Source organism: Pseudomonas huaxiensis (assembly GCF_003231275.1).
Taxonomy (GTDB): domain Bacteria; phylum Pseudomonadota; class Gammaproteobacteria; order Pseudomonadales; family Pseudomonadaceae; genus Aquipseudomonas; species Aquipseudomonas huaxiensis.
In genome coordinates, this window is record NZ_QKVL01000003.1 from 18,807 (window position 1) to 33,472 (window position 14,666).

Annotated in this window: 11 protein-coding genes; all 11 read left to right on the forward strand. The window is 62.3% G+C overall.

Annotated features, from left to right (window positions below):
• Positions 1–59: 59 nt before the first annotated feature.
• The 11 genes from dksA (at position 60) to acs (ending at position 14,589) form a co-directional block, all read left to right on the forward strand.
• Positions 60–503 (forward strand): RNA polymerase-binding protein DksA, encoded by a 444-nt coding sequence (gene dksA / locus DM374_RS05000; protein WP_110968900.1) that lies wholly within the window; start codon positions 60–62, stop codon positions 501–503.
• Positions 504–569: 66 nt separating this feature from the next.
• Complete coding sequence (gene gluQRS / locus DM374_RS05005; RefSeq protein ID WP_110968901.1) at positions 570–1,457, forward strand: tRNA glutamyl-Q(34) synthetase GluQRS; 888 nt, start codon at positions 570–572, stop codon at positions 1,455–1,457.
• Positions 1,458–1,608: 151 nt separating this feature from the next.
• On the forward strand, positions 1,609–1,785 hold the full coding sequence (locus DM374_RS05010; protein WP_010796831.1) for a hypothetical protein: 177 nt from the start codon (positions 1,609–1,611) through the stop codon (positions 1,783–1,785).
• Positions 1,769–4,723, forward strand: coding sequence for a sensor histidine kinase (locus tag DM374_RS05015; RefSeq protein ID WP_177431510.1), 2,955 nt, complete (start codon positions 1,769–1,771; stop codon positions 4,721–4,723). Before DM374_RS05010 ends, DM374_RS05015 begins: the two co-directional genes overlap by 17 nt.
• A gap of 22 nt (positions 4,724–4,745) precedes the next feature.
• Complete coding sequence (locus tag DM374_RS05020; protein WP_110968902.1) at positions 4,746–6,182, forward strand: sigma-54-dependent transcriptional regulator; 1,437 nt, start codon at positions 4,746–4,748, stop codon at positions 6,180–6,182.
• Positions 6,183–6,886: 704 nt separating this feature from the next.
• Positions 6,887–8,275 (forward strand): polynucleotide adenylyltransferase PcnB, encoded by a 1,389-nt coding sequence (locus DM374_RS05025; protein ID WP_177431511.1) that lies wholly within the window; start codon positions 6,887–6,889, stop codon positions 8,273–8,275.
• Positions 8,276–8,280: 5 nt separating this feature from the next.
• Entirely contained in the window at positions 8,281–8,757 is a 477-nt protein-coding gene (gene folK, locus DM374_RS05030) for a 2-amino-4-hydroxy-6-hydroxymethyldihydropteridine diphosphokinase (protein WP_110968904.1), read from the forward strand.
• Positions 8,758–9,008: 251 nt separating this feature from the next.
• Entirely contained in the window at positions 9,009–9,809 is an 801-nt protein-coding gene (panB, locus tag DM374_RS05035; protein WP_110968905.1) for a 3-methyl-2-oxobutanoate hydroxymethyltransferase, read from the forward strand.
• A complete protein-coding gene (gene panC / locus DM374_RS05040; RefSeq protein WP_110968906.1) occupies positions 9,806–10,663 on the forward strand; it encodes a pantoate--beta-alanine ligase in 858 nt (285 codons plus the stop codon). The genes panB and panC overlap by 4 nt, the downstream gene beginning before the upstream one ends.
• Positions 10,664–10,828: 165 nt before the next feature.
• The gene (gene pgi, locus DM374_RS05045) at positions 10,829–12,493 is read left to right on the forward strand and encodes a glucose-6-phosphate isomerase (RefSeq protein ID WP_110968907.1); all 1,665 of its coding nucleotides are present in this window, start codon (positions 10,829–10,831) and stop codon (positions 12,491–12,493) included.
• Positions 12,494–12,654: 161 nt separating this feature from the next.
• Complete coding sequence (gene acs / locus DM374_RS05050) at positions 12,655–14,589, forward strand: acetate--CoA ligase (protein ID WP_110968908.1); 1,935 nt, start codon at positions 12,655–12,657, stop codon at positions 14,587–14,589.
• Positions 14,590–14,666: the final 77 nt, after the last annotated feature.

Genomic DNA, 14,666 nt, shown 5'->3' on the forward strand with positions numbered 1-14,666 from the left:
GCGCCGGAGATGGAATAAGCCTGCGCATTGGATTCAGATGAGTGAGAGGCGGTCTATTCATGTCCACCGTAGAAAAGCAAAAAGCAGGCTCCATGTATGGTCTCGACCCGTATGTCGCAACCAAAGGTGAGGAGTACATGGGCGAGCCCATGAAAAAACACTTCATCAAGCTGCTCGGTGCCTGGAAACAGGACCTGATGACCAGCGTGGACCGCACCGTGGACCATATGAAGGATGAAGCGGCCAACTTCCCCGATCCGGCAGACCGTGCCAGCCAGGAAGAAGAGTTCGCTCTGGAGCTTCGTAACCGTGACCGCGAACGCAAGCTGATCAAGAAAATCGACAAGACTTTGCAAAAAATCCAGGACGATGAATACGGCTGGTGCGATAGCTGTGGCGTGGAAATCGGCCTGCGTCGGCTGGAAGCCCGTCCTACCGCAGACCTGTGCTTCGACTGCAAGGAAATTGCAGAGAAAAAGGAAAAGACCGTCGGCAAAGGCTGATCCTTACCGCATCTAGAACGGGGCGCATATTGCGCCCCGTTTCATTTACAGATCCCGGCATCCACCATGAACCAGTCCCACTACATCGGACGCTTCGCTCCGACACCCAGTGGCTTCCTGCACTTCGGCTCGCTGGTCGCAGCCCTCGCCTCCTGGCTCGACGCCCGTGCCGTGGGTGGCCGCTGGCTGCTGCGCATGGAAGACATCGACCCACCTCGCGAAGCCCCCGGCGCCCAGGCCGCGATTCTCAAGACACTGGAAAGCTACGGCCTGGAATGGGACGGCGAAGTCGTCTACCAGCATGACCGCCACGATGCTTACGCCGAAGTGATCGAACGCCTGTTCCGCCAAGGCCTGGCCTACGCCTGCACCTGCTCGCGCAAGCAACTGGAAGGCTACAACGGCATCTACCCGGGCCTGTGCCGCAACCTCTGCCACGCGCGGGACGATGCCGCAATTCGAATTCGTGTACCGGAATTGACCTACCGCTTCACCGACCGTGTCCAGGGTGATTTCGAGCAACATCTGGGACGTGACGTCGGCGATTTCGTCATTCAGCGGCGCGACGGCCTGTATGCCTACCAGTTGGCGGTGGTGCTGGATGATGCGTGGCAAGGCGTGACCCATGTCGTTCGCGGCGCCGATCTGCTGGACAACACACCGCGTCAGTTGTACTTGCAGGAACTACTTGGGCTTGCGCAGCCGCGCTACCTGCACGTGCCACTGATCACCCAACCCGACGGGCACAAGCTGGGCAAGTCCTACCGTTCCGCGCCGCTGCCGGCTGAACAGGCCACACCCCTGATCCTGCGGGCATTGCGTGCACTGGGTCAGAGCACCGATCCGGCGATGGCCGCGTCCACCCCGGCCGAGGTGCTGCGCCATGCCGTCGCGCACTGGGATGCCGATGCAATCCCGCGCAGCTTCACCCTGCCCGAGGCCCAACTGCGCTGAACCCGGTCTTCCAGCAGAAAGACCAATAAATTCAATTCCTTGGGCCACTGAATGAAGTCCGTTTGCAGGCAGCGGCCCTTCCGTTACCATCGCCACAGTTTTGCGCCAATAATAAGTCCAGTTCGCAGCGGCAAAATCCAATGAGGCCAGCATGTACATCTATCGTTTGGTCCTGCTTCTGGTCGTGGGGATCTACCTGTTCTCCCCGGCCATCATGGACTGGTGGATCGACCCGACCGGTGCCTGGTATCGCCCTTACCTGCTCTGGCTGATCCTGATCGTCGTGACCTTTATCCTGCAGAGCCAACGTGATGCCGATGAGCTTTAGCCTGACCCAGATGATCCTGATCAGCGCCGCCTACCTGCTGGTGCTGTTCGGCGTGGCCTGGGTCAGCGAACGCGGCATGATCCCCCGAGCGATCATCCGCCACCCCCTGACCTACACCCTCTCGCTGGGCGTCTATGCCAGCGCCTGGGCGTTCTATGGCACGGTCGGCCTAGCCTACCAATATGGCTATGGCTTCCTCGCCTGTTACCTGGGGGTGTCCGGCGCATTTCTGCTGGCACCGGTGCTGCTCTACCCGATCCTCAAGATCACCCGCACCTACCAGCTTTCCTCCCTGGCCGACCTGATCGCCTTCCGCTTTCGCAGCACCTGGGCCGGCGCCCTGACCACGGTGTTCATGCTGATCGGTGTGTTGCCGTTGTTGGCCCTGCAGATCCAGGCGGTGGCGGACTCCATCAGCATCCTCACCGGCGAGCCAGTCAAAAGCCGGGTGGCCCTGGCCTTCTGCGCAATGATCACGCTGTTCACCATCTTCTTCGGCTCGCGGCATATCGCCACCCGCGAGAAACACGAAGGCCTGGTGTTCGCCATTGCCTTCGAATCGGTGGTCAAATTATTGGCCATTGGCGGCATCGGCCTGTACGCGCTGTACGGTGTATTCGGTGGCCCCCATCAACTGGAAGTCTGGCTGCTGCAGAACCAGACCGCCCTCGCCGCCCTGCACACGCCGCTGCAGGAAGGCCCGTGGCGCACATTGCTGCTGGTGTTCTTCGCCTCGGCCATCGTGATGCCGCACATGTACCACATGGCCTTCACCGAAAACCTCAATCCGCGCTCGCTGGTCAGCGCCAGTTGGGGCCTGCCGCTGTTCCTGCTGCTGATGAGCCTGGCGGTACCACTGATCCTCTGGGCCGGCCTGAAGCTCGGCGCCAGCACCCACCCGGAATTCTTTACCCTCGGCCTGGGCATCGCGGCCAACAACAAGGCCCTCGCTCTACTGGCTTACATCGGCGGACTCTCGGCCGCCAGCGGGCTGATCATCGTGACCACCCTGGCACTGTCGGGCATGGCCCTGAACCATCTGGTGCTGCCGCTGTATCAACCGCCGGCGGAGGGCAACATCTACCGCTGGCTGAAGTGGACCCGCCGCGCGCTGATCGTCGCCATCATCGCCGCCGGCTTCGGTTTCTACCTGCTGCTGGGTGCGCAACAGGAACTGGCCAACCTCGGCATCGTCGCCTTCGTAGCGACGCTGCAGTTCCTTCCCGGGGTGCTCTCGGTGCTGTACTGGCCGACGGCCAACCGTCGGGGCTTCATCGCCGGCCTGCTGGCAGGGATCACCGTGTGGATGGTGACCATGCTGTTGCCGCTGGTCGGCAACCTGCAGGGCTTCTATATCCCGCTGCTGAACATGATCTACGTGCTGGACGACACCAGTTGGCACATGGCGGCCATCGCCTCCCTCGCGGCCAACGTGTTGCTGTTCACCCTGATATCGCTGTTCACCAATGCCAGCGCCGAAGAGGTCTCTGCCGCAGAAGCCTGCGCCGTGGACAACGTCCGCCGTCCGCAGCGCCGCGAACTGCACGCCGCCTCGCCCCAGGAATTCGCCACGCAACTGGCCAAGCCGTTGGGGGCAAAAGCCGCGCAGAAGGAAGTCGAACAAGCACTGCGTGACCTTTATCTGCCGTTCGACGAGCGCCGCCCCTATGCCCTTCGCCGCCTGCGCGACCGCATCGAGGCCAACCTGTCCGGACTGATGGGCCCGAGCGTGGCCCAGGATATGGTCGAGACCTTCCTGCCCTACAAGTCCGGCAGCGAGAACTACGTTACCGAGGACATCCACTTCATCGAGAGCCGGCTGGAGGACTACCACTCGCGCCTCACCGGCCTCGCCGCCGAGCTGGATGCGCTGCGCCGCTACCATCGACAGACCCTGCAGGAACTGCCGATGGGTGTCTGCTCCCTGGCCAAGGACCAGGAAATCCTCATGTGGAACAAGGCAATGGAAGAGCTGACCGGAATCCCCGCCAAGCGCGTGGTCGGCTCGCGCCTGAGCACCATTGTCGAACCGTGGCGCGGCCTGCTGCTGGGCTTCATCAACGTGCCCGACGAACACTTGCATAAACAGCGCCTTGGCCTCGATGGCCAGACCCGTTGGCTGAACCTGCACAAGGCCGCCATCGACGAGCCGCTCGCACCGGGCAACAGCGGTCTGGTGGTGCTGGTGGAAGACCTCACCGAAACCCAGATGCTCGAAGACAAGCTGGTGCACTCCGAACGCCTGGCCAGCATTGGTCGACTGGCCGCCGGGGTCGCCCACGAAATCGGCAACCCGGTGACTGGCATCGCCTGCCTGGCGCAAAACCTTCGCGAAGAGCGCGAAGATGACAGCGAGATCACCGAGCTGAGCAGCCAGATTCTCGAGCAGACCAAGCGCATTTCCCGCATCGTCCAGTCGCTCATGAGCTTCGCCCATGCTGGCAGCCACCAGCAAACCGACGAGCCGGTGTGCCTGGCTGAAGTGGCGCAGGATGCCATCGGCCTGCTGGCGTTGAACCGGCGCAATTTCGAAGTGCAGTTCTTCAACCTGTGCGATCCCGATCACTGGGTCGAAGGCGATCCGCAACGCCTTGCGCAAGTGCTTATCAACCTGCTGTCCAACGCCCGCGATGCCTGCCCCGCTGGCGCCGCGGTACGGGTCAAAAGCGAGGCCAGCGAACATACCGTCGACCTCATCGTCGAGGACGAAGGCAGCGGCATTCCGAAAAACATCATGGACCGTCTGTTCGAACCGTTCTTCACCACCAAGGATCCGGGCGAAGGAACCGGGCTGGGGCTCGCTCTGGTCTATTCCATCGTGGAAGAGCATTATGGACAGATCACCATCGACAGCCCGGCCGATGTTCAAAGCCAGCGCGGCACCCGGATCCGAGTGACCCTGCCACGTCATGTCGAAGCGACGTCCGCTGTGAACTGAGACCGTCGAGAGAATTGAATCAATGCCTCACATTCTGATCGTCGAAGACGAAACCATTATCCGTTCCGCCCTGCGCCGTCTGTTGGAGCGAAACCAGTACCAGGTCAGCGAGGCCGGGTCGGTGCAGGAAGCCCAAGAGCGCTTCAGCATTGCCACCTTCGACCTCATCGTCAGCGACCTGCGCCTTCCCGGTGCTCCCGGCACCGAACTGATCAAGCTCGGCCAAGGCACCCCCGTGCTGATCATGACCAGTTACGCCAGCCTGCGCTCGGCCGTCGACTCCATGAAGATGGGCGCCGTCGACTACATCGCCAAGCCGTTCGACCACGATGAAATGCTTCAGGCTGTCGCCCGTATCCTGCGCGACCGTCAGAACGCTCCGGCAGCACCGGTCGAACGCGCCAACGGCAAGGCGGCCGCGGGCGAGAAAGTCGCCGCCGGCAATGCCAATGGCGAGATCGGCATCATCGGTACCTGCCCGCCGATGCAGGACCTCTATAGCAAGATCCGCAAGGTCGCGCCCACCGATTCCAACGTCCTGATCCAGGGCGAATCCGGCACCGGCAAGGAGTTGGTCGCACGCGCCCTGCACAATCTTTCGCGCCGCGCCAAGGCACCGATGATTTCGGTGAACTGCGCGGCGATTCCGGAAAGCCTGATCGAATCCGAACTGTTCGGCCACGAGAAAGGCGCCTTCACCGGTGCCAGCGCCGGGCGTGCCGGTCTGGTCGAAGCTGCGGATGGCGGCACGCTGTTCCTCGACGAAATCGGCGAGTTGCCACTGGAAGCCCAGGCGCGCCTGCTGCGGGTACTGCAGGAAGGCGAGATTCGCCGGGTGGGTTCGGTGCAGTCGCAGAAGGTCGATGTGCGCCTGATCGCGGCGACCCACCGTGACTTGAAGAACCTAGCCAAGGTCGGCCAATTCCGCGAAGACCTCTATTACCGCCTGCACGTCATCGCGCTGAAACTGCCGGCGCTGCGTGAGCGCGGTGCAGACGTCAATGAAATCGCCAACGCCTTCCTCGCCCGCCAGGGCGCCCGCATTGGCCGTTCTGACCTGAAGTTCGCCCACGACGCGGAACAGGCCATCCGTCACTACTCGTGGCCGGGTAACGTGCGGGAGCTGGAAAACGCCGTCGAGCGCGCGGTGATTCTGAGTGAGAGCCCGGAAATCTCCGCTGACCTGCTGGGCATCGACATCGAGCTGAGCGACCTGGAAGACGACGTGCACTTCGACAACCTGCCGGCTATCGGCAGCGCCGCCAACGCCACCAGCCACGAGCCAACCGAAGACCTGTCGCTGGAGGATTACTTCCAGCACTTCGTCCTCGAGCATCAGGACCACATGACCGAGACCGAGCTGGCACGCAAGCTGGGTGTCAGCCGCAAATGCCTGTGGGAACGGCGCCAGCGCCTGGGCATTCCACGACGCAAGAGCGGCGCTACCAGCGAGAGCTGAGGCACGGCCGCTGCTCCGCAGGTAACAGTGACGGCGTGGCACAAACTGTTACCTCTAGACGGCGACGTAACAAAAACCGGGGTTTACGGTAACGAAATCCCGGTTTTTTTTCGCCTCGAATTTGCCCCCGGAACCACCTAACCCCTTGTTTTACTAGGCTTTGCAAAAGTTGGCACGGCACCTGCTATATGTTCGGTACAAGAACAATAACAAGCACAGCAAAACACAATAAAAATAAGACGAATCGGCTCACGCACAATAAGAACAATACGGCGGAGGCGCAGCTAACTGATTCTTTTGGAGAGGAGTTGTGTTTGGGGCTTGCCCCACAACCGGGCAGAGAACAACAAAAACTGCACTCAAGCAGAGCCTGAACTGGTTGGATCGAGAGATCATCGCAACATCGGCGACCAAAGCAATCCGTTTGCTCTTGTACTCCCGATTAGGGAGACGATCCACAAGCCTTGTGGCGTTTTGTGGATAGGGCGTGAATAAAAACAAGAAGCCCGACAAAAAAACAATAAGAGCACGCAACTACTTCTTGGGGAGCTTCGGCTCCCCTTGTAGTTTCTCCCTTCTGCGAAGCTTCCTACACAGCCATTTTTCGGGCGCCTACACCCTTTTCTGACTAAATGCTAGAATCCACGCCCATCATGCGGCCATTCTACGTTTATGGCCGAAAATTCCTTCAAACAGTGCATCCCATGCTGAAGAAGCTGTTCCAGTCTTTCCGTCCCCCCGTGCATGTCCAGCACCATCGGCGCACTACGCCCGAGGTGATCAACAGCGCACAACATTCGCTGCAGCGCAGCCAGTTCAGCCGCCATGCGGTGAGCATCGTCGAGCGCCTGCAAAGCGCCGGCTACCAGGCCTATCTGGTCGGTGGCTGCGTACGCGACATGCTCTTGGGCATCAACCCCAAGGACTTCGACGTCGCTACCAGCGCCACCCCCGAGCAGGTCCGTGCGGAATTCCGCAACGCCCGGGTCATCGGTCGACGCTTCAAGCTGGTCCACGTCCATTTCGGGCGCGAGATCATCGAAGTCGCCACCTTCCGCGCCAACCATCCGGTGGATGAAGAAGAAAACAGTCACCAGTCTTCCCGCAACGAAAGCGGACGGATCCTGCGTGACAACGTCTACGGCACCCTGGAAGAAGATGCCCAGCGCCGTGACTTCACCATCAACGCCCTATACTACGACCCCGTCAGCGAGCGCATTCTCGATTACGCCAATGGCGTACACGACATCCGCAATCGCCTGCTGCGGCTGATCGGCGACCCGACTCAGCGCTACCAGGAAGACCCGGTCCGCATGCTGCGTGCCGTGCGTTTCGCCGCCAAGCTGAACTTCGGTATCGAAAAGCACACCGTGCAGCCGATCCGCGAACTGGCACCGATGCTGCGGGAAATCCCGGCGGCGCGGCTGTTCGAAGAATCGCTGAAACTGTTCCTGTCCGGACACGCCGCCGACACCTTCGAGATGCTGGTGGACCTGCAACTGTTCGACCCGCTGTTCCCGGCCAGTGCCCAGGCCCTGGAAGAGCACCCGAACTACACCCACACGCTGATCAGTCAGGCGCTGATCAATACCGACCTGCGGATCAAGCAGGGCAAGCCGGTCACCCCGGCGTTCCTGTTCGCCGCCCTGCTCTGGCCAGCGCTGCCGGGTCGCGCCCTGTACCTGCAAAGCCGCGGCATGCCACCGATCCCGGCCATGCAGGAAGCCGCCCACGAGTTGATCGCCGAGCAATGCCAGCGGATCGCGATTCCGAAGCGCTTCACCCTGCCGATCCGCGAGATCTGGGACATGCAGGAACGCCTGCCACGCCGCAGCGGCAAGCGTGCCGACCTGTTGCTCGACAACCCGCGTTTCCGTGCCGGTTACGACTTCCTGCTGTTGCGTGAAAGCGCGGGTGAGGAAACCGACGACCTTGGCCAGTGGTGGACCGACTATCAGGAATGCAATGAAAGCGAGCGCCGCGAGATGATCCGCGAGCTGGGCGGCCGTGACGAAGGCAGCAGCGCCGGCCCGCGCAAACGCAAGCGCAGCCCGAGCAAGCGCAAGCGCGTCGACAGTGGCACAGGCGAGTAAGCAGCATGGTCCGCGTCTACATCGGGTTGGGCAGCAACCTGGCCAATCCGCAGGAGCAGTTGCGCAGCGCCATTGAAGCGCTGGCACTGCTGCCGGGTACCCAGGTCCCTGGCGTTTCGTCCTTTTATGCCAGCGATTCGCTGTCCCCCGGCCAGCCGCGCTACACCAACGCCGTAGCCGCGCTGGACACCGCACTCGAGCCCATTGCGCTGCTCGACGCCCTGCAAGCCATCGAGGCGGATCAGGGCCGTGAGCGCAAGGAGCGCTGGGGGCCGCGCACTCTTGATCTGGATATCCTCCTGTACGCCGACCGGGTCATCGACGAACCCCGGCTGAAAGTACCCCACTACCACATGCACGCACGCCCGTTCGTGCTCTATCCCCTGGCCGAACTGGTGCCCGAAGGCTTCCGGTTGGCAGATCAGCGGCCCCTCTCGGAATTACTGGCAGATTGCCCGTTCGTCGGCCTCGAGCGCTTGTAACCGGGCGTTCCCCCAGCGGTAACGCCCGTAACAGCCACGACGTAACAATGCGGTAACACGGTAATTGACTTCGCCCCTCGCGCTCACGACTATAGGCGTCCCGTGGCACCCCAGTGCCATATACAAGGCGTAAATAGGCCTGGAACAGATCCAAACCCAAACACCACGATCGATGATGTGCTGTTCCAGAAGATGAATACATGCGTTGTACGCAGTGGTTTTTCACAGCGCCTGAACGAGGATTGCTTTTCATGCCAGACGTAACCTTGACCACCCTCCAGGCCCTCAAGGCCAAGGGTGAGAAAATCGCCATGCTGACCTGCTATGACGCGACCTTCGCCCAGACCGCGAACCGCGCCGGCGTAGAGATCCTGTTGGTGGGCGATTCCCTGGGCATGGTCCTGCAGGGCCATGACAGCACTTTGCCGGTGACCAATTCAGAAATGGCCTACCACGTCGCCAGCGTCAAACGCGGCAACGAAGGTGCGCTGATCCTGGCCGACCTGCCCTTCATGGCCTATGCCACTCCCGAGCAAGCCTTCGCCAGTTGTGCCGAGCTGATGCAGGCCGGTGCGCACATGGTCAAGCTCGAAGGCGCCGCCTGGCTGGGCGACACCATCCGCCTGCTGGCTGAGCGCGGCGTGCCGGTCTGCGCCCACATGGGCCTGACCCCGCAAGCGGTGAACATCCTCGGCGGCTACAAGGTCCAGGGCCGTCAGGAAAATCAGGCCCGGCAGATGCGCGCCGACGCCATCGCCCTGGAGCAGGCCGGTGTCGCAATGCTGCTGCTCGAATGCGTGCCGAGCGAACTGGCCGCGGAAATCACCCAGGCCGTGGGCATTCCGGTCATCGGTATCGGCGCCGGCAGCGCCACCGATGGTCAGGTGCTGGTCATGCACGACATGCTGGGTCTGTCGCTGACCGGTCGTACACCGAAGTTCGTGAAGAACTTCATGGCCGGCCAGCCGGACATCCAGAGTGCTTTCCAGGCCTATGTCCAAGCGGTCAAGGACGTCAGCTTCCCCGGCACCGAACATGGGTTCAGCGCATGAACACCGTCAAGACCGTTCGCGAGCTGCGCGCTGCCGTCGCCCGCGCCCGCAGCGAAGGCAAGCGGGTCGGTTTCGTACCGACCATGGGTAACCTGCACAGCGGCCACGCGGCCCTGGTGACCAAGGCCGCCCAACGCGCCGATTTCGTCGTCGCCAGCATCTTCGTCAACCCGCTGCAGTTCGGCCCCAGCGAAGACCTCGACAAGTACCCGCGCACCCTGGCCGCCGACCAGGAACGCCTGCTCCAGGCTGGTTGCCACCTGCTGTTCGCCCCTACCGTCGAAGAGATGTACCCCGATGGCATGGGCGTTCAGACCCGGGTCAGCGTTCCGCACCTCTCGGAAGGTCTCTGCGGCGCCAGCCGTCCCGGCCACTTCGAAGGTGTGGCCACGGTGGTCAGCAAACTGTTCAACATGGTCCAGCCGGACCTGGCCATATTCGGCCAGAAAGATTTCCAGCAACTGGCTGTGATCCGTGCGCTGGTGCGTGACCTGAACATGCCGATCCAGATCATCGGCGAACCGACCGTGCGCGCCGACGACGGCCTGGCGCTGTCCTCGCGCAACGGCTACCTGAACGACGAACAGCGCGCCATCGCGCCAACCGTCTACCGCACCCTGAGCCATATGGCCGAGGCGATCCGCCAGGGTCGTCGCGACTACCCGGCGCTGATTGCCGAAGGCCAGCAAGCGCTGCAAGCCGCCGGCCTCAAGCCGGACTACCTGGAAGTACGCCAGGCGCTGAACCTGCGCCCGGCCGGCGAAACCGACCGCGATCTGGTGATCCTGGTGGCAGCGTTCCTCGGTGCCACCCGCCTGATCGACAACCTGCACCTGAATCTCGACGAGAAGTAAGCTCGAAGAGCAAGTCCGTGCCATCATCCGAAGGCCAGACCGTGTCGGAATGACATATCTCAATGGCATTTGCCGGCCCGCCGCGAAATAATCCGCGGGGGCCGGCAAACGGTCCCGGGTACACAGTGTCCAAGGCAGTTCAAGCAACCAAGGAAACCTGCAGCGATGGCGTATTACCGCACTCCTCATGATGTCACCGCTCTGCCAGCCTGGCAGGCACTCCAGCAACACCGCGAAGCCATGCAGGATTTCAGCATGCGCGAGGCATTCAATGCCGAACCGCAACGTTTCAACCAATTCTCCCTGAGCAGTTGCGGGCTTTTCCTCGACTACTCGAAAAACCTGATCAACGCCGAGACCCGCACCAAGCTGGTCGGTCTGGCCAATGAAGTCGGCTTGAAAGAGGCGATCGACGCCCTGTTCGCCGGCGAGATCCTCAACGCCTCCGAAGGTCGCCCGGCCCTGCACACTGCGCTGCGCCGCCCGGTCGGCGACAAGCTGAGCGTCAACGGCGTCAACGTGATGCCGGAAGTGCACAAAGTGCTGAACCAGGTCACCGAACTGGTTGGCAAGATCCACGACGGCCTGTGGCGCGGCTACAGCGAGAAGCCGATCACCGACGTGGTGAACATCGGTATCGGCGGCTCGTTCCTCGGCCCGGAACTGGTCTCCGAAGCCCTGCTGCCCTACGCGCAACGTGGCGTGCGCTGCCATTACCTGGCGAACATCGATGGCAGTGAATTCCACGAGCTGTCGGCCAAGCTGCGCGCCGAAACCACCCTGTTCATTGTTTCCTCGAAGTCCTTCAACACCCTGGAAACCCTGAAGAACGCCCAGGCCGCTCGCGCCTGGTACCTGGCCCAGGGCGGCTCGGAAGCCGAGCTGTATCGCCACTTCATCGCCGTTTCCAGCAACAAGGCCGCCGCTGTGGCCTTCGGTATCCGCGAAGAGAACATCTTCCCGATGTGGGACTGGGTGGGCGGGCGCTACTCGCTGTGGTCGGCCATCGGTCTGCCGATCGCCCTGGCCATCGGCACCGCCAACTTCAAGGAACTGCTGTCCGGTGCCTACACCATGGACCAGCATTTCCAGAACGCGCCGTTCGAGCAGAACATGCCGGTGCTGCTGGCCCTGCTCGGTGTCTGGTACGGTAACTTCTGGGGCGCGCAGGCCCACGCGATCCTGCCGTACGACCATTACCTGCGCAACATCACCAAGCACCTGCAACAACTGGACATGGAATCCAACGGTAAATCCGTCCGTCAGGACGGCACGCCGGTCAACCACGACACCGGCCCGGTCATCTGGGGTGGCGTGGGCTGCAACGGCCAGCACGCGTATCACCAGTTGCTGCACCAGGGCACCCAGTTGATTCCGGCAGACTTCATCGTTCCGGTAGTCAGCTTCAACCCGGTTGCCGACCACCATCAGTGGCTGTACGCCAACTGCCTGTCGCAAAGCCAGGCGCTGATGCTCGGCAAGACCCGCGCCGAGGCCGAGACCGAACTGCGCGAGAAAGGCATGGCCGAGGCCGAGGTGCAGAAGCTGGCGCCGCACAAGGTGATTCCGGGCAACCGCCCGAGCAACACCCTGGTGGTGGAGCGGATCAGCCCGCGTCGTCTCGGCGCGCTGGTGGCAATGTACGAGCACAAGGTCTTCGTGCAGAGCGTGATCTGGGGCATCAACGCCTTCGACCAATGGGGCGTGGAACTGGGCAAGGAACTCGGCAAAGGCGTCTACCAGCGCCTGACCGGCGGCATCGAAGAACCTGCCGAAGACGCCTCGACCCAAGGCCTCATCAACTACTTCCGCGGCCGTCACCGCGGCTGACCGCCTAACGCTGCCCCCGAACATGGTTGGGGGCAGCGACTACACTGTCCTGACCCGGCAGCCTTCGAACATCACGGCGAAGACCCGCTCCCCCGCGTGCAGCAGGAGCGTCGCCGCTGATGAAGGCAACGCCGTCCCATAACAACAGGACAGGTTGTGCCATGTTCGAGATCAGTACCTTCCCCAAAGCCGACGCCGTCAGTCGCGCCGCCGAAATCAGCCAGGCCGACTATGAACGCCTCTACCGCCAATCGATAGAACAGCCCGATCAATTCTGGACCGAGCAGGCCAAACGCCTGGACTGGATCAGCCCGTGGAGCGCGATCCAGGAGTGCGACATCCGCACCGGCAAAGCCGTCTGGTTCAAGGACGCCAAACTCAACGTCAGCTACAACTGCCTCGACCGCCACCTGGCCAGACACGGCGATCATCCGGCGATCATCTGGGAAGGCGACGACCCGGACCGTTCCGCCACCCTCAGCTATCGCCAGGTGCACCAGCAGGTCTGTCGGCTGGCCAACGTACTCAAGCAGCGCGGAGTGAAAAAAGGCGACCGGGTGTGCATCTACATGCCGATGATCCCGGAGGCGGCCTTCGCCATGCTCGCCTGCACGCGCATCGGCGCGATTCACTCGGTGGTGTTCGGCGGCTTTTCCCCCGATGCCCTGCGCGACCGCATCCTCGATGCCGACTGCCGGACGGTGATCACCGCCGATGAAGGCGTGCGCGGCGGCAAGACCGTCGCCCTCAAGCAGAACGTCGACAAGGCCCTGGCCAGTTGCCCGAACGTAAACAGCGTGGTGGTGGTCAAGCGCACCGGTGGCAAAGTCGAATGGAACGACAAACGCGACCTCTGGTACCACGATGCCATCGCCCAGGTCAGCGACGACTGTCCGCCCGAACCGATGGACGCCGAAGACCCGCTGTTCATCCTCTACACCTCCGGCAGCACCGGCAAACCCAAGGGCGTGCTGCACAGCACCGCCGGTTATCTGCTGCAGGCAGCCATGACCTTCAAAGTGGTGTTCGACTACCGCGAAGGCGAAGTCTTCTGGTGCAGCGCAGACGTCGGCTGGGTTACCGGCCACAGCTATATCGTTTATGGGCCGCTGGCCAACGGCGCCACCAGTGTGATGTTCGAAGGCGTGCCGAACTACCCGGACGCCTCGCGCTTCTGGCAAGTCGTGGACAAACACAAGGTGAACATCTTCTACACCGCGCCCACTGCCCTGCGCGCCTTGATGCGCGAAGGCGAAGGCCCGCTGAAAAACACGTCGCGCAAGAGCCTGCGCCTGCTCGGCAGCGTCGGCGAGCCGATCAACCCGGAAGCCTGGGAGTGGTACTTCAACGTCGTCGGCGAGCAGCGCTGTCCCATCGTCGACACCTGGTGGCAGACCGAAACCGGCGCCACGATGCTGACCCCGCTGGTCAGCGCCCGACACATCAAGCCCGGCTGCGCGACCAAGCCGATGTTCGGCGTCCAGCCGGTGCTGCTGGACGAGAAAGGCGAGGTCATCGAAGGCCCCGGCGCAGGCATGCTGGCGATCAAGGCCAGTTGGCCGGCACAGATCCGCAGCGTCTACGGCGATCACCAGCGGATGATCGACACCTACTTCAAACCCTTCCCCGGCTATTACTTCACCGGCGACGGCGCCCGCCGCGACGACCAGGGCGACCTGTGGATAACCGGGCGCATCGACGATGTGATCAATGTGTCCGGCCACCGCATCGGCACCGCCGAGGTGGAAAGCGCACTGGTGCTGCACGACAGCATCGCCGAGGCGGCGGTGGTCGGTTATCCCCACGACCTCAAGGGCCAGGGCATCTACGCCTTCGTCACACCGATGAATGGCGTCGAGCCAGACGACGCGCTGAAAAAAGAACTGCTGGCCCTGGTCAGCAAGGAAATCGGCAGCTTCGCCAAACCGGAGCTGATCCAGTGGGCGCCGGCATTGCCCAAGACCCGCTCGGGCAAGATCATGCGGCGGATCCTGCGCAAGATCGCCTGCAACGAGCTGGACAACCTGGGGGATACCTCGACCCTGGCCGACCCGAGCGTAGTGCAGGGGTTGATCGATAAGCGGCTGAATACCTGATAGAACGTTTGCCTGGATTGGGGGCCTTATCGCGAGCAAGCTCGCTCCTACAGACATTTAGAACGTTGCACAGCGCC

Excerpts from the sequence above, each read along its gene's own strand:
- DM374_RS05010 (WP_010796831.1), top strand. The coding sequence starts at position 1,609 with ATGTACATCTATCGTTTGGTCCTGCTTCTGGTCGTGGGGATCTACCTG.
- folK (WP_110968904.1), top strand. The coding sequence starts at position 8,281 with ATGGTCCGCGTCTACATCGGGTTGGGCAGCAACCTGGCCAATCCGCAG.
- dksA (WP_110968900.1), top strand. The coding sequence starts at position 60 with ATGTCCACCGTAGAAAAGCAAAAAGCAGGCTCCATGTATGGTCTCGAC.
- DM374_RS05020 (WP_110968902.1), top strand. The coding sequence starts at position 4,746 with ATGCCTCACATTCTGATCGTCGAAGACGAAACCATTATCCGTTCCGCC.
- panC (WP_110968906.1), top strand. The coding sequence starts at position 9,806 with ATGAACACCGTCAAGACCGTTCGCGAGCTGCGCGCTGCCGTCGCCCGC.
- panB (WP_110968905.1), top strand. The coding sequence starts at position 9,009 with ATGCCAGACGTAACCTTGACCACCCTCCAGGCCCTCAAGGCCAAGGGT.
- gluQRS (WP_110968901.1), top strand. The coding sequence starts at position 570 with ATGAACCAGTCCCACTACATCGGACGCTTCGCTCCGACACCCAGTGGC.
- DM374_RS05025 (WP_177431511.1), top strand. The coding sequence starts at position 6,887 with ATGCTGAAGAAGCTGTTCCAGTCTTTCCGTCCCCCCGTGCATGTCCAG.
- pgi (WP_110968907.1), top strand. The coding sequence starts at position 10,829 with ATGGCGTATTACCGCACTCCTCATGATGTCACCGCTCTGCCAGCCTGG.
- acs (WP_110968908.1), top strand. The coding sequence starts at position 12,655 with ATGTTCGAGATCAGTACCTTCCCCAAAGCCGACGCCGTCAGTCGCGCC.
- DM374_RS05015 (WP_177431510.1), top strand. The coding sequence starts at position 1,769 with ATGCCGATGAGCTTTAGCCTGACCCAGATGATCCTGATCAGCGCCGCC.